The organism is Kribbella sp. NPDC058245, assembly GCF_042882005.1.
Classification (GTDB): domain Bacteria; phylum Actinomycetota; class Actinomycetes; order Propionibacteriales; family Kribbellaceae; genus Kribbella.
On record NZ_JBHVWY010000009.1, the window covers coordinates 156185 to 177131 of the forward strand.

The 20947-nt window shown below is 68.7% G+C and carries 19 protein-coding genes; 3 read left to right on the forward strand and 16 right to left on the reverse strand.

Annotated elements, in window-relative coordinates; genetic code table 11:
• Position 1: 1 nt before the first annotated feature.
• Genes ACFVWG_RS22125 through ACFVWG_RS22135 form a run of 3 tightly spaced genes read right to left on the reverse strand, consistent with a single transcriptional unit; the run spans position 2 to position 2826 of the window.
• Entirely contained in the window at positions 2-277 is a 276-nt protein-coding gene (locus tag ACFVWG_RS22125) for a PAAR domain-containing protein (protein ID WP_391545239.1), read from the reverse strand.
• A gap of 10 nt (positions 278-287) precedes the next feature.
• Positions 288-2120: a VgrG-related protein gene (locus ACFVWG_RS22130; protein ID WP_391545240.1), complete on the reverse strand. Its 1833-nt coding sequence runs from the start codon at positions 2118-2120 to the stop codon at positions 288-290.
• Between the two features lies 1 nt (position 2121).
• On the reverse strand, positions 2122-2826 hold the full coding sequence (locus ACFVWG_RS22135) for a peptidase M23 (RefSeq protein WP_391545241.1): 705 nt from the start codon (positions 2824-2826) through the stop codon (positions 2122-2124).
• A gap of 168 nt (positions 2827-2994) precedes the next feature.
• Here ACFVWG_RS22135 and ACFVWG_RS22140 point away from each other — a divergent pair, with 168 nt between their 5' ends.
• Together ACFVWG_RS22140 and ACFVWG_RS22145 are read left to right on the forward strand one after the other, a co-directional pair.
• Positions 2995-5757 (forward strand): BTAD domain-containing putative transcriptional regulator, encoded by a 2763-nt coding sequence (locus ACFVWG_RS22140; protein ID WP_391545242.1) that lies wholly within the window; start codon positions 2995-2997, stop codon positions 5755-5757.
• Positions 5758-6081: 324 nt separating this feature from the next.
• Entirely contained in the window at positions 6082-8343 is a 2262-nt protein-coding gene (locus ACFVWG_RS22145; protein ID WP_391545243.1) for an ATP-binding protein, read from the forward strand.
• A gap of 288 nt (positions 8344-8631) precedes the next feature.
• On the opposite strand, the gene ACFVWG_RS22150 is transcribed toward ACFVWG_RS22145, so the two are convergent.
• The 3 genes from ACFVWG_RS22150 to ACFVWG_RS22160 form a co-directional block, all read right to left on the reverse strand.
• Entirely contained in the window at positions 8632-9069 is a 438-nt protein-coding gene (locus ACFVWG_RS22150; RefSeq protein ID WP_391545244.1) for a phage tail protein, read from the reverse strand.
• A 4-nt stretch (positions 9070-9073) separates the two neighbouring features.
• The gene (locus ACFVWG_RS22155; RefSeq protein ID WP_391545245.1) at positions 9074-10591 is read right to left on the reverse strand and encodes a hypothetical protein; all 1518 of its coding nucleotides are present in this window, start codon (positions 10589-10591) and stop codon (positions 9074-9076) included.
• Positions 10592-10656: 65 nt separating this feature from the next.
• On the reverse strand, positions 10657-11031 hold the full coding sequence (locus ACFVWG_RS22160; protein ID WP_391545246.1) for a hypothetical protein: 375 nt from the start codon (positions 11029-11031) through the stop codon (positions 10657-10659).
• A gap of 214 nt (positions 11032-11245) precedes the next feature.
• On the opposite strand from ACFVWG_RS22160, the gene ACFVWG_RS22165 reads away from it, so the two are divergent.
• Positions 11246-11377, forward strand: coding sequence for a hypothetical protein (locus ACFVWG_RS22165; protein ID WP_391545247.1), 132 nt, complete (start codon positions 11246-11248; stop codon positions 11375-11377).
• Positions 11378-11451: 74 nt separating this feature from the next.
• Here ACFVWG_RS22165 and ACFVWG_RS22170 read toward each other — a convergent pair whose 3' ends face one another.
• The 10 genes from ACFVWG_RS22170 to ACFVWG_RS22215 form a co-directional block, all read right to left on the reverse strand.
• Complete coding sequence (locus ACFVWG_RS22170; RefSeq protein WP_391545248.1) at positions 11452-11661, reverse strand: DUF6760 family protein; 210 nt, start codon at positions 11659-11661, stop codon at positions 11452-11454.
• On the reverse strand, positions 11607-12059 hold the full coding sequence (locus ACFVWG_RS22175; RefSeq protein ID WP_391545405.1) for a hypothetical protein: 453 nt from the start codon (positions 12057-12059) through the stop codon (positions 11607-11609). Before ACFVWG_RS22175 ends, ACFVWG_RS22170 begins: the two co-directional genes overlap by 55 nt.
• Positions 12059-12508 (reverse strand): phage tail protein, encoded by a 450-nt coding sequence (locus tag ACFVWG_RS22180; RefSeq protein ID WP_391545249.1) that lies wholly within the window; start codon positions 12506-12508, stop codon positions 12059-12061. The genes ACFVWG_RS22175 and ACFVWG_RS22180 overlap by 1 nt, the downstream gene beginning before the upstream one ends.
• A gap of 28 nt (positions 12509-12536) precedes the next feature.
• The gene (locus ACFVWG_RS22185) at positions 12537-14093 is read right to left on the reverse strand and encodes a phage tail sheath family protein (protein ID WP_391545250.1); all 1557 of its coding nucleotides are present in this window, start codon (positions 14091-14093) and stop codon (positions 12537-12539) included.
• A 33-nt stretch (positions 14094-14126) separates the two neighbouring features.
• On the reverse strand, positions 14127-14324 hold the full coding sequence (locus tag ACFVWG_RS22190) for a hypothetical protein (protein WP_391545251.1): 198 nt from the start codon (positions 14322-14324) through the stop codon (positions 14127-14129).
• A 43-nt stretch (positions 14325-14367) separates the two neighbouring features.
• A complete protein-coding gene (locus tag ACFVWG_RS22195; RefSeq protein WP_391545252.1) occupies positions 14368-15267 on the reverse strand; it encodes a HEAT repeat domain-containing protein in 900 nt (299 codons plus the stop codon).
• On the reverse strand, positions 15251-17263 hold the full coding sequence (locus tag ACFVWG_RS22200; RefSeq protein WP_391545253.1) for a hypothetical protein: 2013 nt from the start codon (positions 17261-17263) through the stop codon (positions 15251-15253). The genes ACFVWG_RS22195 and ACFVWG_RS22200 overlap by 17 nt, the downstream gene beginning before the upstream one ends.
• 154 nt (positions 17264-17417) lie before the next feature.
• On the reverse strand, positions 17418-18062 hold the full coding sequence (locus ACFVWG_RS22205) for a hypothetical protein (protein WP_391545254.1): 645 nt from the start codon (positions 18060-18062) through the stop codon (positions 17418-17420).
• Between the two features lie 199 nt (positions 18063-18261).
• A complete protein-coding gene (locus tag ACFVWG_RS22210; RefSeq protein WP_391545255.1) occupies positions 18262-20256 on the reverse strand; it encodes an ATP-binding protein in 1995 nt (664 codons plus the stop codon).
• A complete protein-coding gene (locus ACFVWG_RS22215; RefSeq protein WP_391545256.1) occupies positions 20253-20900 on the reverse strand; it encodes a DUF4255 domain-containing protein in 648 nt (215 codons plus the stop codon). The genes ACFVWG_RS22210 and ACFVWG_RS22215 overlap by 4 nt, the downstream gene beginning before the upstream one ends.
• Between the last annotated feature and the right edge of the window lie 47 nt (positions 20901-20947).

A 20947-nucleotide genomic window follows, 5' to 3' on the forward strand; every position in this document is an offset into this window, starting at 1 on the left:
CTCATCCTCCGATCAGCACAGTGGGTGCGCCCATCGCGATGGGCGCACCGCAGGCGGTCATGTCCCCGAGCCGGGCGGCGGGCAGGCCGCCGATCAGCACCGTCATCGAACCCGGCGGGATCACCGCCGACGGCGGATGCAGCGGGATCGCGCAGATGTGCGGGGTCCCGACCGTCGCGGCCGGCATCCCGCCGATCAGTACCGTCGGCACACCCGGTGGTCCGAGCGCACCGCCGTGTCCGGTCGGGTCCCCCACCCGCGCCGCTGGTCCTGGCATGGCAGTCCCCTCAGTTGATTTTCACGAGTGCGGCCTGGAGCGTGAGGGCCGCGCCACCGGTGACCTCGGTCGCGGCCTGGCCGCTGACCGCGACCTTGGCTGCCGACAGAGTCGCCTCCGCGGTCCCCTGCAGGGCGACCTTGACGCCCTTGACGTTCACATCGCCGGTCCCGCCGTCGAGCGTGATCCCGGCCCGTGCGGAGAGCGCTATCTTGTCTCCGCCGGTGATCTTGACGCTGCCGTTCTCGGCCGTGATGTCGACGCTGTCCTTGGCCTCCACCACGACCCGGCCATCACTGTGCACGGTGATCACCGGACCCTTGCCGGCGTCCATCGAGACCTTCAGCTTGCCGTCGCCGGTCTGCAGCCAGATGCCGTTCTGCGCCGCGGCCTCCAGCAGTTCGAGCGAATGCCCGGTCCGGCTGACCACCGCGCGCCGGCTCACCTGGCCCGCGCCCGAGTCCACGCTCTCCGACTGACCGGCGTACGGGAGGTTCTTGGCGCTGTAAAGTCCACCGAGCACGTACGGCGCGTCGATGGAGCCGTGGTCGAGCGCGACCAGGACCTCGTCGTTCACCTCGGGGATGATCATCGACCCGCGGTTGCTGCCGGCGCCGGCCTGGAGAACCCGCGACCAGGTGGTGGCGAAGTCGTCGTGCATCCACGGCAGCCGGATCTTCACCCGGCCGAGCTTGTCGGGATCCTTGATGTCGGTGACGACCCCGGTGACGATGCTCTGCCGCTCCGAACCGGACCCGCCGCTCAGGCCGAGCATCGAGCGGTCCTGCTGCCCGGTGACCGCGATGTGCGTGGTGTACCCGCTGTCGTTGTCGAAGACGTGCCGGACCCGGGAGAGCGTGTACTTGCCGTCGAACGGCGCACCAAGGTTGCTGAGGGCAACGGCTGATCCGGCGTGCAGGTTGGGGTTGCCGCGGCAAACACCTTCCAGCTCCGCGAAGGTCCCGGCCACACGCTCGGCCAGAGCCTTGGCAGCCGCCTCAGCGGTCGCCTGCGTGCGGTGCGGGACATGCGTGACCACCCACGGCTGCGCGCCGAACGAACTGGCCAGCTCCGCGGGCTTCGCACCGATCTGCGCGGTCTTCGTCTGCACCGGCGCGGTCGCAGAAACCGCTCTCTGGCTGACGTCGTCCCAGCCCCGAACCTCCACCGAGGGCACCTGCCCGGCCGCGGTCACCGCGGTACGCAACCGGAGCAGATCCGCGCCGAGTTCAAGCATCTGCGGCTGCGTGCCGTCGGTACCGCTCGGGGCCGTCGACGCGTCGACCGGCTTGGTGAACGTGAGCGTCTTGTTCTCGATCGCGAGGTGGTAGCCGACGTTGTCGGCGAGCGCGCGCAGGAAGTCCCAGTCGGTCTGGTTCGCCTGGCTGACCAGGTCGTGCACGGTGCTGGTCGCGTCGATCTTGGCCGTCCGAATGTTATTGCGCTGAGCAACCTTCTTGACGATGTCGCTGATCGTCGACTGCTGGTAGGTCATGCTCCGGGTCCCGCGCAGCATCCGGTGCGCGGCGTCGTACCCGCGCACGACCGTGAACGTCCCGGTGCTGTCCACCTCGACCTCGAGCGCGGTCACCTCGGCGGTCAGGAGATCACAGGGAGCGCTCTCCTGCAGCGCGTGCACGGACAGCTTGATCTCTACGCCCATCGCGAGGTGCGACTTGGCCAGCACCAGCCGGTCCGGGTCGCGGAAGCGCAGCGTGAACATGTCCGGCAGGTGCAGGTTGTCGTCCACCCAGACCCCGGCGACGAGCGCCAGGAGATCATCGGGGAGCGCTCTCCCGGCGACGCTGATCCCGAGCGTGCTGGTGATGTTGGCGTTGGCCATCTCAGCCCGCCAGCAGTTCGTCCGGGGACGGCAGCAGCAACGTGCTGCCGGGGGCGACCCGGTGCGGGTCGTCGATCTCGTTCGCCGCGGCCAGCGGCCGCCACATCGCCGGGTCGCCGTACTCGGCGTACGCGACGGCGGCCAGGGTCTCGCCCTCCAGCAACACATGGGTACGGCGTGCGGTCAGGCTGCCCGAGGTCGGGTTCTGCTTGGGCGTGATCGTCGGCATCTCCTGCAGATCGACCGTGCAGGTCGCCCGGACCGGCGTTCCCTCGGGGGTGAAGAGCGTGTACTTCGCAGTGACCGAGGTGATGAAACTGGGGAAGAAGTCGAGCGCGCCCCAGTGGAAGACCACCAGCGGCGGGACCGGCTTGTTCTTGCCCAGGCTGTTGTCGGTCGGGGCGCAGCACTCGAAGAGCGCTTTCACCGCTTTCACCACCGAGTCGTTCATGGTGTCGGTGGCGTCGAAGAACATCTCCACGGTCAGCTTGCCGGGATCCGGCCCCTGGAACTCCGGCGGCGCGGCCTTCTTCGATCCACGGGCCGGCTCGCTCTTCCACTGGGCGCTCTTCTTGACGGTGAGCTCGTTGGGGTTGAACTGGAACGCGATCGTGCCCTGGGACGCCCCCAGCGCCGCACCGGCGCCCTTGACCGGTTTCGCCTCGTGGATCTCCAGGTAGGCCTTCGCCAGATTTCCACGTGCCACCGCCCGCACCACCCCTCGTCACCGCCCGGCTCTCCAACCGGACGCTGCTTCCGAGGCTAGGGATCCGGCCACCGCCCGGGCAGGTGCACCAGCGCCGCACCGAGGGACCTCCCCTCTTCCCGAAAGGGCAGACGAATTAGGATGCCCTTACGACGTTCTCCTCTGGGGGTGAGAGCGACGGGGCAACCGCTCCTGCACATCAACGTTCTCGGCCCCGCCGAGTTGGTGACGCATGCCCACGAGCCGGTGCAGGTCCGGCAACCGCTCACCCGGGCGCTCGCCGTCCGGCTGGGACTGGCCCGCGGCAAGCCTGTTGCCGACGACATCTTGATCCGGGATCTCTGGGGTGATGACGACGCAGCCCGGCCGCTCGCCCGGTTGCGCGTGCTGGCCTCCCGGCTGCGCAGCGCCCTCGGGGACCATTCCGGTGCACTGGAACGAACGCCGGCAGGGTTCAGTCTGCAGGCGACACCGGCCGACCTGGACGCGGTTGAGAAAGCGCTCTCTGCCCTGGCCCCCTTTCGCCGCAGCGGCGACCAGGCCAAGGTCTTCAGTACGACGGCTGCCGCGCTTGCGCACTGGCGCGGCGATCCGCTCGCCGATCTCGACGGCATCCCGTTCGTCGTCGCGGAACGGCAGCATCTGGAATCCCTCCGACTGGAACTCCACCTGGCCTGGGCCGAGTCCGGTCTCGCGCTCGGCAAATACGTCGAACCAGAGCTCGAACGGCTGGTCGGTATCCATCCGCTGCACGAACGCCTGGTCGGCTTCTTCGCCCAAGCCCTCTTCCGGGCGGGCCGCCACGCCGCTGCCATCGACCAGTTGCACGCGCTGCGGGTGCGCCTGGCCGACGAACTGGGCATCGACCCGGCCCCCGAGACAGTGGCACTCGAGGAAGGGCTGCGCGCCGAACTGACCGCTCCCCCGAAGCTCCGTACGTCGTTGCCCTCAGCAACGCGGACCTTCGTCGGCCGTCGGAAGGAACAGGCGGAGCTGCTGCAACTGATCCGGCGGCCGGGCCTGATCACGCTCCTCGGCGGACCCGGCGCCGGCAAGACCCGGCTCGCCCGCGAGATCGCCGGCCGCACCACTGAGGCCGAGCGCCGTGTCGCCTGGCTGGACCTGGCCCCCGCCCAGCCGGGAGACGACCTGGAGAGCGCTCTCGCTGGTGCTGCCGGAGCAACCAGCGGTGACCACTCGATCGGGCACTCCGCCGAACTGCTGTCCGGCGCACTCCTCGTCGTCGACAACGCCGAGCACCTGGTCGAGCAGCTCGCCCCGATCATCGACGTACTGCGCTTCAAAGCGACCGGCCTATCGATCCTGGTCACCTCACAACGCCCTCTCCGCCTGACCGACGAGCAGCTCCACCGCGTCGCCGCCCTCACCGCCGCCGAGGCCTCCCAACTCTTCTGCGACCGCAGCGGCGCCGACCCGAGCCCCGCCGTCGAACGAATCTGTACGGCGGTCGACCGCCTCCCGCTCGGTATCGAACTAGCCGCCGGCCTCACCCGAACCCTGTCGGTAGAACAGATCGCCCAACGCATCGATCACCGCCTCCGCCTCCTGGTCCGGGGCCTCCGCGACGCCGGTCCCCGCCACGTCAGCCTCCGCTCAGCCCTCAACTGGAGCTACGAGCTCCTCAGCCCCCAGGAACAAGTCGCTCTCCGCCGCCTCGCCGTCTTCGCCGCCGGCTGTACCCCCGAAGCCGCCACCTTCGTCCTGGCCGCCCCCTCCGCAGGGGACCCGATCGGGCCTGATGAAGTTGAGCGGGTGCTTGCCGAGCTGGCTGATCGGAGCCTGATCACCAGCGACGGCGAGCGAATCGGGTTGCTGGAAACAGTTCGCGAATACGCGCTCGACCAACTGCGCGACTCCGGAGAAGAGAGCGCGCTCCGGGACCGGCACGCCGCCTGGTGTGTAGAGCTCGCCAAGTTCGGCGGAGCCTACGGTCCGCAGGATCAGCGCCAGCTCTTGGGCGAACCAGAGCTCGCCCGGCGGGTCCGGCTGGAAGAACCCAACATGCTCGCCGCCATCGACTGGTGCATGGGCGACGGCAACGACCCCGGCCGGGTCAGCGAGTTCGTCGCGCCGCTGGGCTGGCACTGGATGTCACGCGGAATGATGGCGCAGGCGAGCGAATGGCTGTGGGCCTCACTTCCGGCTCTCCCGGCCGGCACGGTCGAGCGCGGCGACGCCCTTCGCGGATTCGCCTTCCAGGCCCGCAGCGTCGGCCGGTACGACGAAGCTCTCCACGCCGGACTGGAATGTGCCGAGATCCAACAGGCCCTGGGCAACGATCGCGGCCTCGCTCGGACCTATCACGTGCTGACGCTGACCAGTCTCGGACTTGACGACGTGTACGGCGCCCTCGACTACGCCGACCGCGCCGGGAAGATGGCCCGCACTCTCGACCTGTCCATCGTGCTCGGCGCCTCCCTCAACTGCAGCGGTGTGGCGCTTCGTATGCTCGGCTACCCGGCCGAGGCGAAGCAACTGTTCGAGGAGGCGTACGACATCTGGGGCGGGGTCCGGGACGACGAGGGACTCGTGCTCGCCTCCAACCACCTCGGCGTACTGGCAGTCCAGGCCGGCGACACTGCGGAAGGACGACGCCGCGCGCTGTTCTGCCTTCGGATGGCGCGAGGCATCGGCGGCCTGCTCGGAATCCTGGACGGCTTGGCATTGCTGGCCACGGTCGAGGCCGCCGAGGGCAACCACGCAGAGGCCGTCCGGCTGCTCGCGGTCGTCGAGCATCAGCGTGAGGAACTGAGCAGCCCGATCCAGGTTGCCGACGAAGTAAGCGCTCTCTCCGTTGCTTGGACAACGTGCCGCGAAGCCCTAGGCCCTGAAGCCGATCGCCTGGCCGACCAAACCCGGCGCCAGTCGCCGGAAACCCTCACCGCCGAGATCCTGGCCGCCCCCGCATGAGTACGCTCGAGGTGCTCGTCCTCGGTCCGGCCGAGATCGTCGCCGTACCCCAGGAGCCCTTACCCATAAGGCAACCGCTCGCGCGGGCACTCGCCGTACGGCTTGCGCTTGCACGTGGTGAGGCTGTTGCCGATGAGATCTTGATCCGCGATCTCTGGGCCGACGAGGAAGCCGCCCGGCCCGCTGCCCGATTGCGGGTACTGGCCTCGCGATTGCGCAGCGCGCTCGGCGACCATTCCGCCGCACTGCGCCGTACTCCGGCCGGCTTCAGTTTGCTGGCCGAGCCTGCCGACCTGAGCGCCGCCGAGAGAGCGCTCACCACAGTTGACGCCGTACGACGTTCAGCTGGCCTGGGCCGAGGCCGGGCTCGCTCTCGGGCGCCCGGTCGGTACGGAGCTCGAGCGGATGATCGCGGTCCATCCCCTGCACGAACGGCTGGTCGGGCTGTCCGCCCTCGCACTGGCTCGCGCGGGCCAGCAAGCGGATGCGCTCGATCGCTTGCGGAGCTTGCGATCTCGCCTCGCGGACGAGCTCGGCATCGACCCCACACCGGAGACGGTCGCGCTCGAAGCCGACCTACGCGGCCACCGTCCACCGGCGCCACGAATTCCGTTGCCTACGGCAGCGAAGAACTTCGTCGGCCGCGACCGCGAGCAGGCCGCGCTCCTGCGCGAGCTGCGCCAACCGACACTGATCACGCTGCTCGGTGGACCGGGGGCCGGCAAGACCAGACTGGCCCGGGAAGTGGCGGCGCAGGCAGCCGAGCAAGGCCGTTCGGTGGCGTGGCTGGACCTCGCCCCGCTGCGCCAAGGTGACAACCTCGTCGCAGCCTTGGCCGGTGCCGTCGGGGCCGATGGCGGTGGCGAATCGCTCGGTCATTCGGCTGAGCTGCTGACCGGCGCCCTGCTCGTCGTCGACAACGCCGAGCACCTCGCGAAGGCCGTCGTACCGACGATCGATGCGTTGCGGTTCAAGGCAGTCGACCTGTCGATTCTGGTCACGTCGCAGCATCCACTGGGGATCTCCGATGAGCAGGTTCGGCGGGTCGGACCGTTGCCGGCTGCGGCCGCTGCTCAGCTGTTCTGCGATCGCAGCGGCATCGAGCAAAGCCCAGCAGTACAACGGATTTGCGATGCGGTCGATCGGCTGCCGCTGGGGATCGAGCTGGCCGCGGGTCTTACTCGAACGCTGTCGGTGGAGCAACTCGCGGCCCGGATCGACGACCGGCTCCGGCTGCTGGTCCGCGGGTTCCGTGACGCCGGACCTCGCCATTCGAGTCTGCGTGCAGCGTTGGACTGGAGCCACGAACTGCTCGAGCCGCCCGTACGCACGGTGCTGCGGAGGATGGCGGTGTTCGCCGGTGGCTGTGCGCTGGACGCAGCAGAGCAGGTACTCGCTGGTGACGGCATCGAGACCGACGAGGTGGCCGAACTGCTCGCGATCCTGGTCGACCGCAGCCTGGTCACGATGGACGCCGACGAACGGTTCAGCCTGCTGGAGATCGTGCGCGAGTACGGCCTCGAACAATTGCGCGCGGCCGGCGAGGAGACCGCCGTACGGAATCGGCATGTTCGCTGGTGTGTGGAGCTGGCACGGTTCAGCAGGCACGCTGCGACGCTGCATCAGCGGTTCGCCTTGCGCCAGCAGGTGACTGGGCGCGTACTGCGGCTGGAGGAACCGAACCTCGTTGCGGCGATCGACTGGTGTCTTGCCGAGGGCAACGATCCTGCACGGGTCGGTGAGATCGTCGCGCCGTTGTCGTGGCATTGGCTGTTCCGCGGGCTGATGGGTCAGGCGCGGGCGTGGCTGCGAGCCTCGCTGGCCGGGCTGACGGAACCGACCCTCGAGCGGGCAGCGGCTCTGGCCGGGCTGGCTGCACAGACCCGGTTCGCCGGCGGGTTCGCCGAGGCGCTCGAGATAGGGCTGGAGAGCGCGACCATCTACAGCTCTCTCGACGACAAGCGCGGTCTCGCGATCGCTTCCCAAGGAATGACGCTGACCAGTCTCGCGCTCGACGACGTGTACGGCGCTTTGCAGTTCGGGCGTGAAGCGGAAGCGCTCACTCGCGAGCTCCAGATGGGCGTCGTACTGGGAGCCGCGCTGAACTGCAACGGGATGGCGTTGCGCCAGCTCGGCTATCCGGCCGAGGCCCGGGCCTACTTCGACGAGGCGTACGACGTCTGGGCCGAGGTGAACGACGAGCAGGGCAAGGTGCTGGCCATGGGCAGTCTCGGCCTGCTCGACTTCCAGGCCGGCGATCTCACACAAGCCCGCATCCGGGCAATCGAGGCGCTCCGGATCGCGCGCGGGATCGGCTATTCGACCGGCGTACTGGATTGCTTCGGTCTCCTCGCCATCTTGGCCGCCGCAGAGGGCTCGTACGAGTTCGCCGTCCGGCTGCTCGCGGTCTGCGACCGTCAGCGCGAAGAGATCGGCGCCCCCGTCTTCATCGCCGACCGTCTCCACGCCGAAGCCACCGCCTGGACCCAATGCCGAGCAGCCCTAGGCCCCGAAACCGACCGGATCGCCACCCTCGCCCGCCACCAGTCCCCCGAGCCCCTCGCTGCCGAGCTCCTCGCCCTTTGACCTACCGGCGAGCGCCCCTAGCGATTACTCAAGAACTCTTGTGCAAGATTGATTGCAAGGTGCGGGGCTGCAGCCAGGCCGCGGGTCGAGCTACCGCCGTACCGCATCTGATGGGTTGACCCATGCGGTTGCGGGTTCTGTACTCCCATGCGGGTGCAGAACCCACAATCTGCCTGGGTAACCCATCAGATGGCGAGTGCTGGCGTGCAGGTTGGCGCCGACCTTGAGGTCCCACCGACCACATTTGCCGCCGACGGGCGGTCGACCCGTGCACAAGGTCGATGGGGACTAGGCGCCGGTGTCGATGAAGCCGTGGTGGGCTATCTCGATGGTTTCGGTGAGGACGTCGGCGGGGCCTTTGGCGAAGGTGGGGCCGGTCCAGCGGACGGGGATGACGTCGATCAGGCCCCAGCGGGCGACGACGGTGCCGTCGGTGGTCATGGCGGTGATTTGGCCGGTACGGCGCCGGACGCCGGCGGCCAGCCCGGAGATCCATTTGGCGACGCGCTCGGTCTCTTTGGTGAGCGGACGCGTCAGTTTGATGTTCGGGAACTTGAGGCGGGACGGGATCTGCATCATGTAGGCGTTGTTACCGCCTTCGTTGCGTTGCTCGATCACGACCTCGACGCCGAGTCCTTCGCAACTGGTGAACAGGCCGAGGTCGACCTCATCCACCTGCACCATGAAGCGGACGCCGACCGCCGGCATCACGTCGGTTCCACTCATTGCTTCACCACATCCGATCCATCAGGGTGCCGGTTCGGTCCCGGTCGACGACCAGTTCGGCCTTCAGGCGGCGGGCGATCGGCTCGTACAGGCGACGGGCGAGACCGTCGACGTCTGCGGCAGAGAGCGCTCCCCCGTTTCCCGCCGGCGTTCCCGCGGCGGCCGCCGTACTGGCTGCTGCTGTTGCGGGGGATGCGGCGGGGGCCTCGGGTGCGGCGGGTGGGATTGCGATCGAGGTGGCGCTGTCGTCGGCGCTCACGCTCTGGACCACGCTGCCTTCGACCAGACCGCCCGCCGCGGCAGACCCCGCAGCGGGCGGCCGGGCCACCGCCAGCGGACGCCCGGCGTCACCGGCCGGGGTACCGGCGGTGGTCATACTCCCCTGGGCCGCCGCGGCCGTTGGCATGCTGCCGCCTGGGGATGCGGTGCGGCCAACTCCGGGTGCAGCCGGGCCTCCGAAGCCTGTGGCGCCGGATGGGCCTGCGTTGTCGACCGAGTGGGGTGGGAGGTACGTGATCGGCTGGGCCGGTGTGGAGGTGTCGTTGCCGGCCGCAGGTGGGAGCATCTCGGTGACGTCGGAGCTGAGTGCGCGCTCTCCGAGCAGCGGCACGGTTGCGCCGGCCGCGCCGGCGACGTCTTGGAAGGCGCCGGTCACGACGGGCGGTACCGGAAGCATTTGGTTGCTGCTAGCAACAGATCGAGCGAGTGCCAGAGGTAGTGCAGCACCCGGTACGGCGGACGCAGCGGCACCGCCGGAGCCCCCAGAACCGGCGGTGGAACCGGGGATCGCTACCTCAGTGGCACCGGCGGCGGCGAGGTCTGCGGCTGAAGGGATACCGGAGAGGGCCGGTGCGGAGGCGACCGGGAGTGCTTGGGATGGGAGTGGTCCGGCTAGTGGGGCCCCGAGGCCGGCCCGGCGACGGGAGAGACCGGCAGGCGCCCCTGCCGGAGCCGCCGGGCCGGCCGACTGAGAGGCCACCGGTAGACCGGCAGCGGTCGTATCGGGAGCAATCGCCTCGAGAGCCTGAGCCACGTCGGCCGAACCGGACCCAGCGTCGGATCCGGTGCTGGTGATCGGCGCGAGGGTCGGCAGCAGGTTCTGGAGGGTTGGGACGGTGAGTGCGCGCCGGGCGTCGTTGGGGAGTGCTGCGGTGACCTGACTCAGTCCGGGAGCAGCGAGTCGCGCCAACGGCATCGAGCCCGGCGAACCGGGAGTGCCGAGCAGCGCCGCAACACCAGCGCCTGCATCCGATGCCCCTGGGCTGGAACCTAACGGGGCCGCGCCGCCCGAGAGCGCCGTACCGGAATCTGCCGACGCAAGCGGCAATGAGCCGGCCGCACCCGAAGTGCCCAGAAGTGCGGCAGCCGAGTCGGACGCGGAGGTTGATCCGATCGCGGAAGCGAGAGACGAGGCGAGCGCAGGGGCTGCGCCGAGCGATGGTGCAGACCCTGCTGTTACGGCGCGGCCACCGGCGAGCACTTCGGCGAAGGTCGGCTCACTCCCGCGTGCCGCATCGGACACGGCGGAGCCGGCCGACCCCGAGTTTGTCGGAGGCCTTGCCAGTCCAAGCGCAGACGTAGCTGAGCCTAGGAGTCCCGACGCACCACCACCGGCGCCACCACCAGCCGAGCTGGGTGCACCGAGGAGCGCAGACGCAGCGCCATCGGCGCCTGAGGCAGCCATACCAGGTGCGCCGAGAAGGGCAGCGACAGCACCACCTGCACCGGAGCCGGGTGCACCGAGAAGTCCCGAGGTAGCACCCGCGCTAGAACCGCTCGAGCCGGTTGTGCCGAGAAGTGCAGCCACAGCGCCACCGGCGCCTGAGGCGGTCGCGCCACGTGCGCCGAGAAGGGCAGACGCAGCAGCACCTGCAGCGGAACCGGGCGAGGCGGGTGCGCCGAGAAGGGCAGCGGCACCGGCACCAGTTGAGCCGGGTGCGCCGAGGAGCGCAGACGCAGCACCACCTCCAGCGGAACCGGGCGAGCCGGGTAGGGCACCGGCACCGGCTGCGGCGGGTGCGCCGACGAGTGCAGACGCGGCTCCGCCAGCGGTTGGGCTCCGGGTGCCGGTGAGGGCGTTGCGGACTGCTTGGATGACGCGGCCGATGGGACCTGCGGGTGCCGGGGTCTCGGCGGGACTCGCGGCCTCACCAGTGGGGGCACCCGGGAACGAGCTGTGGGGACGTACGTCGAGAGCCGACTCAGCGCCGTACAGGCTGGGCTGTCCGGTGCTGATCAGGTCGGAGAGGAGGCCGCTGGGCGCGGCCGGGTCCAGCTGATGGGCCATGTCGCCGGTGAAGGCGGGTGAGCGCCAGGACGAGATCCAGTCACCGCTGGGCGGGCGCAGGGTCGACGGAGCGCCCTCGGCTAGCTGGCCGATCATCAGTCCCCCTCGGTGATGCGGCGGTTGATCTTGGAGATCTCAGCGACGAAGGACTGCCGCTGCGGGTGTTCGAGGTCGAGGATGTCGTCCAGGCGCCAGTGGAAGTGATAGGCGACGTACGCGATCTCCTCCTGCAGGCGGCCGGTCGCGTACGTCAGGATTCCCCCAGGCGGCCACCGGCGATGTCGACGGCGAAGGACTGTTCGCACGACGGGCAGGTGACGGCGGCGCGGGTGTGGCCCTCGGAGTTGATGCGGCGGTAGAGGTCCTGCAGGAACGCGACGTCGGAGGCGAACATGTTCTCGACCAACTGCGCGTCGATCCGCGGCAGGTCGCCCAGGCGGGTGATGACCCGGGCCAGCAGAACGACTGTCGTGAAGGCCGGGTTCTCCTGGACACGAGCGTCGTACAGGGGAATCAGTTCGTCGCGAGCTGTTGCCAGCCGCATCGTTCCCGACTTGTGTACGACGCCGTCCGCGTCGACGTACCCGCGCGGCAGTTCGAAGTCGAACTCGGTGCGCAGGGTGGGCGCCGCCGCCGGGGCGGGCGCGGGCTCCGGAGTGGGAGCCGCGTCCGCCACCAGCGTCGTGTTGTGGGCGCGACGCATCACGCGTACTCCATCTCGTCCCAGCACACGGTGAACTTCTCGGTCAGCGCTTCGGTCGAACCGGCCTTCAGCGTGCCGCCGAGCTCGACGTCCTTGATCCAGCAGTTGCGGAAGTTCAGCCGCTTCAGGGGCTCGCCGTTCGAGGTGTAGATGCAGACCTCGGCGGTCTTCCGGGCGCCCTTGATGTCACCTTGCATGACCGACTTCAGCCAATCGGTGACGGTCTTGGAATCGGTCAGGCCCCGCGTCACGGTGAACGACGACGGCTTGGCCCGGCCCATGACCTGGCGGGACACGAACTTGCCGTCCATGGCCTGTTCGGAGTACGTGATCATGTCGACCTCGGCCTTCAGGCCGGAGACCTCCATGACGTAGGGCACCTGGACCCCGTCGATCGAGACGCTGAACGAATACGCGGTCGCCATGTCCATGGCGTCAGCGAGTGGCATCGGAATCTCCCTTTCCTAGAAGCTCTGGTTACTCGTTGACGAGGCTGGTGCCGCCGGAGAACTGCGACAGCTGGAAGACGACGAACTCGGCCGGCTTCACCGGCGCGATGCCGATCTGGCAGACCACCTGGCCGGCGTCGATCGCCTCGGCCGGGTTGGTCTCGCGGTCGCACTTCACGTAGAACGCCTCGTCCGGGGTGAGCCCGAAGAGCGCGCCCTTGCGCCACTCGTTCACCAGGAAGGCGCTGATGGTACGGCGGATGCGCGCCCACAACGCGTCGTCGTTCGGCTCGAACACCACCCACTGGGTGCCGTTGAGGATCGACTCCTCCATGTAGTTGAAGAGCCGGCGGACGTTGATGTAGCGCCATGCCGGGTCCGACGAGAGCGTGCGAGCGCCCCAGATCCGGATGCCGCGACCCGGGAACGCCCGGAGCGCGTTGACACCGACCGGGTTCAGCAGATCGTGCTCGGCCTTGGTGATCGTGGTCTCGAGCGCGATCGCGCCGCGGACGACCTCGTTGGCCGGAGCCTTGTGGACCCCGCGGGACTCGTCGGTACGCGCCCAGATGCCGGCCGCGTGACCCGATGGCGGAACCAGGATGTTGCGGCCGGTCGCCGGGTCGAAGGTCTTGGCCCAGGGCCAGTACAGAGCGGCGTACCGGCTGTCGTAACCGGCCTGGTTCATCCGCCAGTCCTTGATCTGCTGGGCGTTCAGCCCGGGCGGCGGGTCGATGATCGCCATCCGGTTGCCCATCAGCTCGCAGTGCGTGATGACGGCCTGCTGGACCGAGTGCACGGTCTCCAGGTCGATCGCGCCGCGCTGGTAGGCGCTCATCAGATCCGGTACGGCGACGATCGTCACGTCGTCGATCGCTTCCAGGCTGGAGAATCCGGTCCGGTCGGCGACGTCACCGACGTAGTCGGCGGCACCGACACCCTCGCCGGTCGCGGCCGCGGACGGCGGCGCCACCAGCGACTTCTTGCCCTTGGCAACGGGCTCGAGCGCGGCCGACTGGGCCAGCTCCTCGACCTTGACCAGCTTGGACTTGGCGTTGACCACGGTCGCGACGTTGCTCGCCTTGTCCGAACGCCGGTCCGGGACGACCGGGTCGTACTCCTCGGTCGGGCGGCCGTTCGCACGCACCGTCAGCTTGATCGCGCCCTCGGGAGCGTTCTCCGTACCGCTGTCGGCGACCTCGACGGTGACATCGGGACTCTTGCCGTTGGCGCTCTCGATCGCGGTCACCTTGTAGTGGCCGAGCGTGGTCTGCGGCGCACCGGCCGGCAACTCCTTGGGCGCCTCGCCGTTGCCGGCCGACTCGCCACCGATCCGGATGATGTACGCCGCCGAGCCGCCGTTCTGGATGTAGCCGAAGACGGCGTGCGCCAGGTACGACCCCTCGACGAAATCACCGAACGTCTGGGTGAACTGCGTCCAGTTGGTGATCAGCGTCGGGGTGTTCAGCGGGCCCTTCTCGGCGAAGCCGACGAACGCGGCAACCGCGGTACCGACGCCTTCGATCGGCCGCTGCCCGGCCTCCACCTCCTCGACGTAGACACCGGGCGACAGGTAGGTCGGCATTTTCACTCCTTCGAGCTGGTCTGGGTCTCGCCCTCAAGGGTTCCCTTCGACGGTCGGCATGGGTACGTCCGCGCGGACGAGGCCAGGGGCAGTCCGCAGTGCACATTCGGGCACTACCGGCGCGATGCGCTCGAATCCGAGGTTGATCAGCTCGGTGGTCCCGTCGGTACAGGAGCCGCCCAGTGTCTCGCCGTTCACCCGCCAGTCCAGCACCGACACCATCCGCAGCACACCGTCATCTGCCAGTCGAAAGTGCGCGTCAACAGCATCATCGTCATCGGCCCTCGCTGCCGTACCGCTGCGGCCTGACCTTGATGCTCTCCCCCGACCTGAAGTCCTCCGACCGCGCTCGTTCACCGGTCGGCGTCAGGTCGGCGAGGTCGACCGTGTAGACCAGTTCGTCAACCACGACCCCGAACACCTGCGGGGTGGAGATCCCGCGCACTACACCCGTACGACCGGCGATGCCCAGTCTGATCGTGGTCGCGGAACGGCCGATTCGGACGATGTCGTAAGAATTCAGGGGCAGCTTCGTTTTCAGCGCAAGGAGATCGAGTTGCTCCTGGGCGAACGAGGCAACTTCCTCGTCTGACACGGCCGCGGCGAGCACGAGGAGGTCGAAGTCAGAGTCGGCACGCCGGGCAGCCGCCGCGGCAGCGAAGAGGCGGACCTCGGCGTCAGTGTCCCGGAGACCGACGGCGACGCCGATTCCATCACCTGACCGGAGCCACTCGAGGCGGCTCCGCAATCGTCCCTCGGCCAGATGGTCCACCGCGGCGGCGAGCTGCCCGTCACCGACTCGCGCCAGGAACTTCACTGCCTTCCACCGCACCGCCGTGTCCTGATCACCAGTCAACGCAACAGCTTTGACGACAGCCGGTCCGTCGTTGGCACCTGCCGTAGCCAGGACAGTGTCGATGGCGAACAACCGTACGTAGCGCAACGGGTGGTCAAGGAGCACCGTCATCTCGCCGAGCAGCGGCGCCGCACGCTCGCCGAGCTCGGAAGCAATCCACGCACCTGCCTTCACCACGGCAGGTATCCCACTGCGAAGCATCGGCACAAGCCGCTCCAGCGAATCGCCTCTGGAGAACTCGGTCAGTAGCTCACCGGCCGCCGACTCCCACTGCGCCTCATCGATCAGGCGACCGATCAGCTCATCTATGCGGTCCACACTGCGACCCTTCCTCTGCGAGCGAGATCACGCAACTGTTGTCGACGGGGATCGGCCCCGATGGGGATTTGGTGATGCGGTGGGTGCCGGTGGGGCTGACGTGGAAGACGAAGCCATGGGGTGTTCTCCATTCGAGGGTGGTGGGGTTGATCCGGTGTACCTTCCATCCGGACGCGTGGGTCTTCACCCGGTGGCCGTAGCGGCTCAGCGGCGCGAGGTTGGCGGTACTGGTTTGACCTGGCGGACCAAGAGGGTCGTACGGCGTGATGTGGTCGAGGTCGATGGACTTACTGGTTTCGCGGGTGCCATAAGGGAACAGTTCGACCGGGTGAGTGAGTTTGACGCGTTCCCGGATCCGGTCGGTGGCTTCATAGCAATTGACCGAGACCGCCTCATTGAGATCGATGACCGGCTTCACCACGTAAGGCTCGTACCCGATCAGCTCACCCAATTGCGAGGCCAGTAAGGGCCCGTGCCCTTCGACCCGGATCACGCCGTCGCGATCGCCAGCAGCGGCGGCTGTGAGGGTTTGGGCGGTGAGGTGGACGTAGATTTCGGTCTTAGCCGGGCGCGTGGCGGTATTTGGGCGTGCGGGAGCGCCTGGCGTCGCAACAGATGTGAGCCGGTCGTGGGCGTCGCGTTTGATCTGCGCGAGCCGGCTGGCGAGTGCGCGTTGTGCTGTGGCGTCCATGGGCTCGCCGGTGTCGCTGTCGGTTTCAGGGGTCGAGGCGGCATCGAACGGTTCCACTGGCCAGCGGTTCGGGTGATCGGGGCGGTCCAAGGGGTCCGGCAGGTTGCTGGTGCTTGGGTGCGGAGCATCCCGGTCGGCCTCATCATCCAGCTCAGGCTCGACCATGCTCGCCGAGTACCCGTCGTCCCAGTCATCCTCGCCACCGGCGTAGCGCCGTCGTGACTCCGGACTGACATCCTGCAGGGCCGCTGCACTGTCCGAGGTGGGCGTCGGACAGGGAGCCCCCGAAGCGGTGGAGTTCGGGGTTGGAGGGCTCGAGGCCGCGGCGCTTCGGTGACTAGCACGCGGGGCCGGGACGCTGCGGGAGCCCGGAGCGGTGGAGCTCGAAGGCTCGGGGCCCGTGGTGGGCGGCTGCGGGGTTGCCGGACTTGGGGCCGGCGTGCCCCTGGTGTCCGGCGTGCCTGCGGTGTCCGGCGCGTCTTGGGTGTCCGGCGCGTCTTGGGTGTCCGGAGTGGTGGCGCTGCCAGCGGCGTGGCGGGTTTGGGCTAGGAGTTCTTGGGCGAAGACGGGGTCGGCCAGAATGCCTACCGCCTCAGCACGGCGGAACTGTGCCGAGCGGGTATCGCCCAGGGTCTGCTGGGCGTCGCCGAGCGCGTCGATGACGGCGTCGAACCGGGTGGCCGCGCCGACCGACGTACGGATATAGATGGTTTTGGTTCCGTGCTCATCGGAACGGCCGACGAACACTCCGCGTTCGCGGACCTTCGCGGCCGCCGCGGCACGAGCGCCATCAGGGTCTGCGTGCATCTTCGCGGCCTTGACGATCTTATCCAGGCGGTACGGGGTGATCGTGTCGATCAAGTCCGCGACCCGGCCATCGACAAACCCGGCAGCCTCCTCGGACAAGCCGACGCAGTCACGCACGATCTGGCACGCCTTCCACGGCGTCGCCTCACCCGACAAAACCTTCACCCACATCAACGGGAACCGGTGACGCAACGCCAAGGCGTCACCGATGATCCCGCGCCCGACCCCGGGTGAGACACCCATCACGACCGCGAACTCACCGATCGCGAACTCCAGGATCTCCGGGCAGCCTTCACCACCCAGCACCACACCACGCTCACGACCCTCGAACGAACGGCGACCAGCCCGCGACGTACAGGAAGCGGGGTGGAAACGGTCGGCGTAAACCAGTGCGTGTTCGAGCGCCCGGGCGTCGGCCCGGTTCGACAACGCACGCTGCTCGGCGGCCGACTCCAGCAGGTCGGTCGTCGTGAGCAGCGTCAGATCATCGTCGAACATGCGTTCTAGTTTACGCACACCGTACGAGCCCGCGCAAATCGCCATCGGGCCCTAATCCCTTATCCACAAGGGGAAACGTCACAGCCGCACCGACCACGGATTCGTGTATGCGCCTAACCAAGTCCAGGCACCCTCTGCGGGTCTCGTCCTTGGGTCAGCCCTCGACTGCGGCTGCGGGCAGCCGGCCAGGCGGCGCGACGTAGACCCAGTTCGGGCACCAGGCGTTGGCCTCCAGCAACCGTTCCTCGAGGACTTCGTAAGCCGGGCCGGTCACCTGCGCGACGAAGGACGCAGCAGTGGAGTGCGGGCGGTGCAGCCTGAAGCCCTTCATCCGCTCGTGGTTCAGGTTGGCGACGAAGATGCCGGGCCGGATGATCTCGGTCGTCCCATCGCTGCAGGCGCCCCACTGATCGTCATCGGTCCACCAGGACGTGATGGACACCATCCGTACAAGGTGGTTCGGTACCGCGACCTGACGGTCGATGCGGTCCAGCAAAGAGAGAGCGGCGCTGATCAGTTCCCGGTTGATCTCGGCAACAGGCAGGTCCGCCGGAAAGTCGAGCTGGCCGTGGCGGGTGAACAGCGGCTCGTTCTCATACACGGCGACGTCGGCGAACCTCCCCAGATCCGTGTCCGACAACTGCTCCGCCGCCGCGATGGCACGCCACTGGTCACCCATCACGGACTGAAGCGGTGGCACGATCTGCCCGATCTCTTCAGGTGCCTCCCCACGCTCCACCGCCCGCTGAGCCCGTCGCCCGTTCCGATGAGCCTCTTGCTCCGAAGAAGCCGCAGTCACAGCTCTCCTCCTGTGAAAATCCGCTGACAGCCGGCGTCCGAGCGTTCAGTCGCGTCCGTCCTAGGACGCCATTGTGGCCAACTCGGCCGTCGCGTCGAGCCGAGCGGCCTTCGCCTCCGGTAGTTCTCGAAATGGTGACGGGAACCAGCTGCGTCGCAGTAGAACGTGAACGAATTGTGCGACCACCACTCGCCGGTGATCAACCGGGTGGGAGGCGGCCGAGTTTTGTGTATTCGTGGTCGATGGCGGTGAGGAGGTCTTGGGTGATGACTGGGCGGGCGTTGGCGGCGGCGTAGTAGGCGGCGGTGACGGCGGCGGAGCGGATGTCGCCGCCGGAGAGTTCGAAGCGGGCTGCGGCGTTCAGGTCGAGGGTGACGTCGCGAGGGACGGTGCGGCCGAGGCAGCGGTCCCACAGCAGGAGGCGTTCGGGCGCTTCGGGCTGGGGGAAGTGGATGATGAGGTCGAGGCGGCGGCTGAAGGCCTCGTCGAGGTTGGCGCGGAGGTTGGTGGTGAGGATGGCGAGGCCGTCGAAGGACTCCATGCGCTGGAGGAGGTACGCGACTTCGACGTTGGCGTAGCGGTCGCGGGCGTCGGAGACCTCGGAGCGTTTGCCGAAGATGGCGTCGGCTTCGTCGAAGAGGAGGACGCCGTTGACGCCGGTGGCTTCGGTGAAGACGCGTTCGAGGTTCTTCTCGGTCTCGCCGATGTACTTGTCGATGACGGTGGCGAGGTCGACGACGTACAGGTCGACGCCCAGTTCGGCGGCGATGACTTCTGCGGAGAGGGTTTTGCCGGTACCGGATTCGCCGGTGAACAGGGCGGAGACGCCGGCGCCGCGGCCGCCGCCGGGGCGCATGCCCCAGCCGCGGATGACTTGTTCGCGGTACCGGGCGCGAATCGCCAGCTCGTGCAGGCGTGCGAGCTGCTCGGAGGGGAGGACGAGGTCGTTCCAGGAGACGGCGGGCTGGATGCGGCGGGCCAGGCGTTCGAGGCCGGCGCCGTTCTGGGAGCGGGCGCCGGCTCGCAGTACGTCGCCGGTGACGAGGACGCCGTCGACCTCGGCGCGGGTGGTCGCGGCCTCGGCGGTGCGGACGATCTGGTCGACGCCCAGCCGGAACGTGCTGGTCTCCCCCGCGGCGTCCAGGTCGGCTGATGCCGTGGGCAACAAAGCGTGCCAGAGCGTGGTGCGCTGCGATTCGGTGAGGACGGGGGGCTCGAGCGTTGCCGGTACGACGTTTGCCCAGTTCGGATCCCAGGTCGGTACGCCGGTGAGGACAACCTGCACGGGTGCCGCAGCGAGTGCCCGGAGCACGTCGAGGGGTGTGGATTCGACTGGCCCGGCAAGGATTCCGGACGACCGCAGTCGCGCTTGGCGGGCCGCCGTACGGGCGAAGACGATGGGGTCGGTGTCCTTGGGCAGCTTGGTGAGGTCGAGGGCGAGGACGCCTAGGTCGAGTTTGGAGAAGGCTGCCGCGGCGAGGCCGGGGCCTGCGCTGCCGGGGCGATCGCGGAGGTAGACCGGGCGGCCGGGTTGCAGGCCGCGGACGATGCGCTCCTCGAGTTCGCCGTACACGATGAGTGGTGGCGGGACGGTGACGTCGAGCAGGAGCGGTTCGGTGGCGTAGCCGCCGACCAGGTACGCCGTGACTGGGTCGGGGACGCGGAGAGCACGACCGAGGAAGGGACGGGTTGGCGACTCGATCTCGATGAGGCCGCCTGCCATCAGGGGCGCGGAGACGTCGAATCGCCCACGGGCCAAGGGATCTGCAGCCGGTACGCCGAGGAGGTCGAACACCAGACGGGCGGTCGCGCGGCGTTGGGAGACGTCGTCGTTCAGGTAGCCGTAGAGCTGTTCGAAGCGCGCATCGAGATCAGGTGCGAGGACGGTCAGCAAGATCTCGGTGTCGAGCTCGGTCAGGCCGAAGGCGTGGACGAGGCGGCGAAGTCGCGGTGTCGACCCGTCGACTTCGGCGGTATCGGCTTCCGCCTCCACGGCGGCCAGACGGTCGGTCAGGTCTGGGGGCGATGTAGGGCGGCCGGCCAGGATGCCGTCGATCACGGCCGGGCTGAGGTAGAGGCCGCGGAACGCGTCGTCGGGTGCGGCATCGGTACGGCGACGCAGCTCGACCAGCACGCGGACCCGGTCCTCGACCAGGCTGAGCCGTCCGAGCAGGTGCCGCAGGTGCGCGCTCATCCGCGCGCGGCCCGCTTGCGGCCGACCCGCTTGGGAGCGACGGGAACGGACTGGGGAGCGCTCTCTCCGGCGTTCTCAGGCGCGTCCCGATCGGACAGTGCGACGTGCAGCGGCTCCACGATCGCGGGCGCGGTCTCCTTCGAGCGCCCGGCCTCGATCGGCAGCGACAGCACGACATCGATCGACGGTCGCAGCTCACCACCGAGCGCGGACCAGACATCGGCGAACGACCGGTCGTCCTCCGGCGGCAGCCCGACCGACAGCCCCACCGGAGAAGGGGCCTCCGGCAACAGATCGGCCGGAACCAGGTCGTGCACGAGCAACGTGTCCAGCAGCTGTCCGAGCAGGCGGTGCTCGTCCTCGGCCCGCTGCCCCCACACGCTGAGCAGGTAGAACAGCCGGAAGATCCGCGGCGGCGTTTGCCGCGCGACCACGCGACCGTCGTCACCGAAGCGCGGTACCAGTCCGCTCGACCGGCGCCGGGTGTCCTCGCGGATGTCGTACAGGAACAGGTTCACCGCCGGGCCGTTGCGCTTGGCCGCCCACTCCTTGGTCGGCGGGTCGAACACGACCTGGACCCGGGAGGCGTCGAGCAGCTCGCGGCGCAGCAACGCGGCGAGGGCGGCATCGGCTTCGGAGATCACCGTGCCACGGTAAAGTCGGCAACCACACCGGCGGCAGGTGCGCACGC

Coding starts and splice junctions, on each gene's coding strand:
- ACFVWG_RS22185 (WP_391545250.1), bottom strand. CDS start 14,093: ATGCCGACCTACCTGTCGCCCGGTGTCTACGTCGAGGAGGTGGAGGCC.
- ACFVWG_RS22175 (WP_391545405.1), bottom strand. CDS start 12,059: ATGCGTCGCGCCCACAACACGACGCTGGTGGCGGACGCGGCTCCCACT.
- ACFVWG_RS22180 (WP_391545249.1), bottom strand. CDS start 12,508: ATGCCACTCGCTGACGCCATGGACATGGCGACCGCGTATTCGTTCAGC.
- ACFVWG_RS22150 (WP_391545244.1), bottom strand. CDS start 9,069: ATGAGTGGAACCGACGTGATGCCGGCGGTCGGCGTCCGCTTCATGGTG.
- ACFVWG_RS22200 (WP_391545253.1), bottom strand. CDS start 17,263: ATGTTCGACGATGATCTGACGCTGCTCACGACGACCGACCTGCTGGAG.
- ACFVWG_RS22210 (WP_391545255.1), bottom strand. CDS start 20,256: ATGAGCGCGCACCTGCGGCACCTGCTCGGACGGCTCAGCCTGGTCGAG.
- ACFVWG_RS22125 (WP_391545239.1), bottom strand. CDS start 277: ATGCCAGGACCAGCGGCGCGGGTGGGGGACCCGACCGGACACGGCGGT.
- ACFVWG_RS22130 (WP_391545240.1), bottom strand. CDS start 2,120: ATGGCCAACGCCAACATCACCAGCACGCTCGGGATCAGCGTCGCCGGG.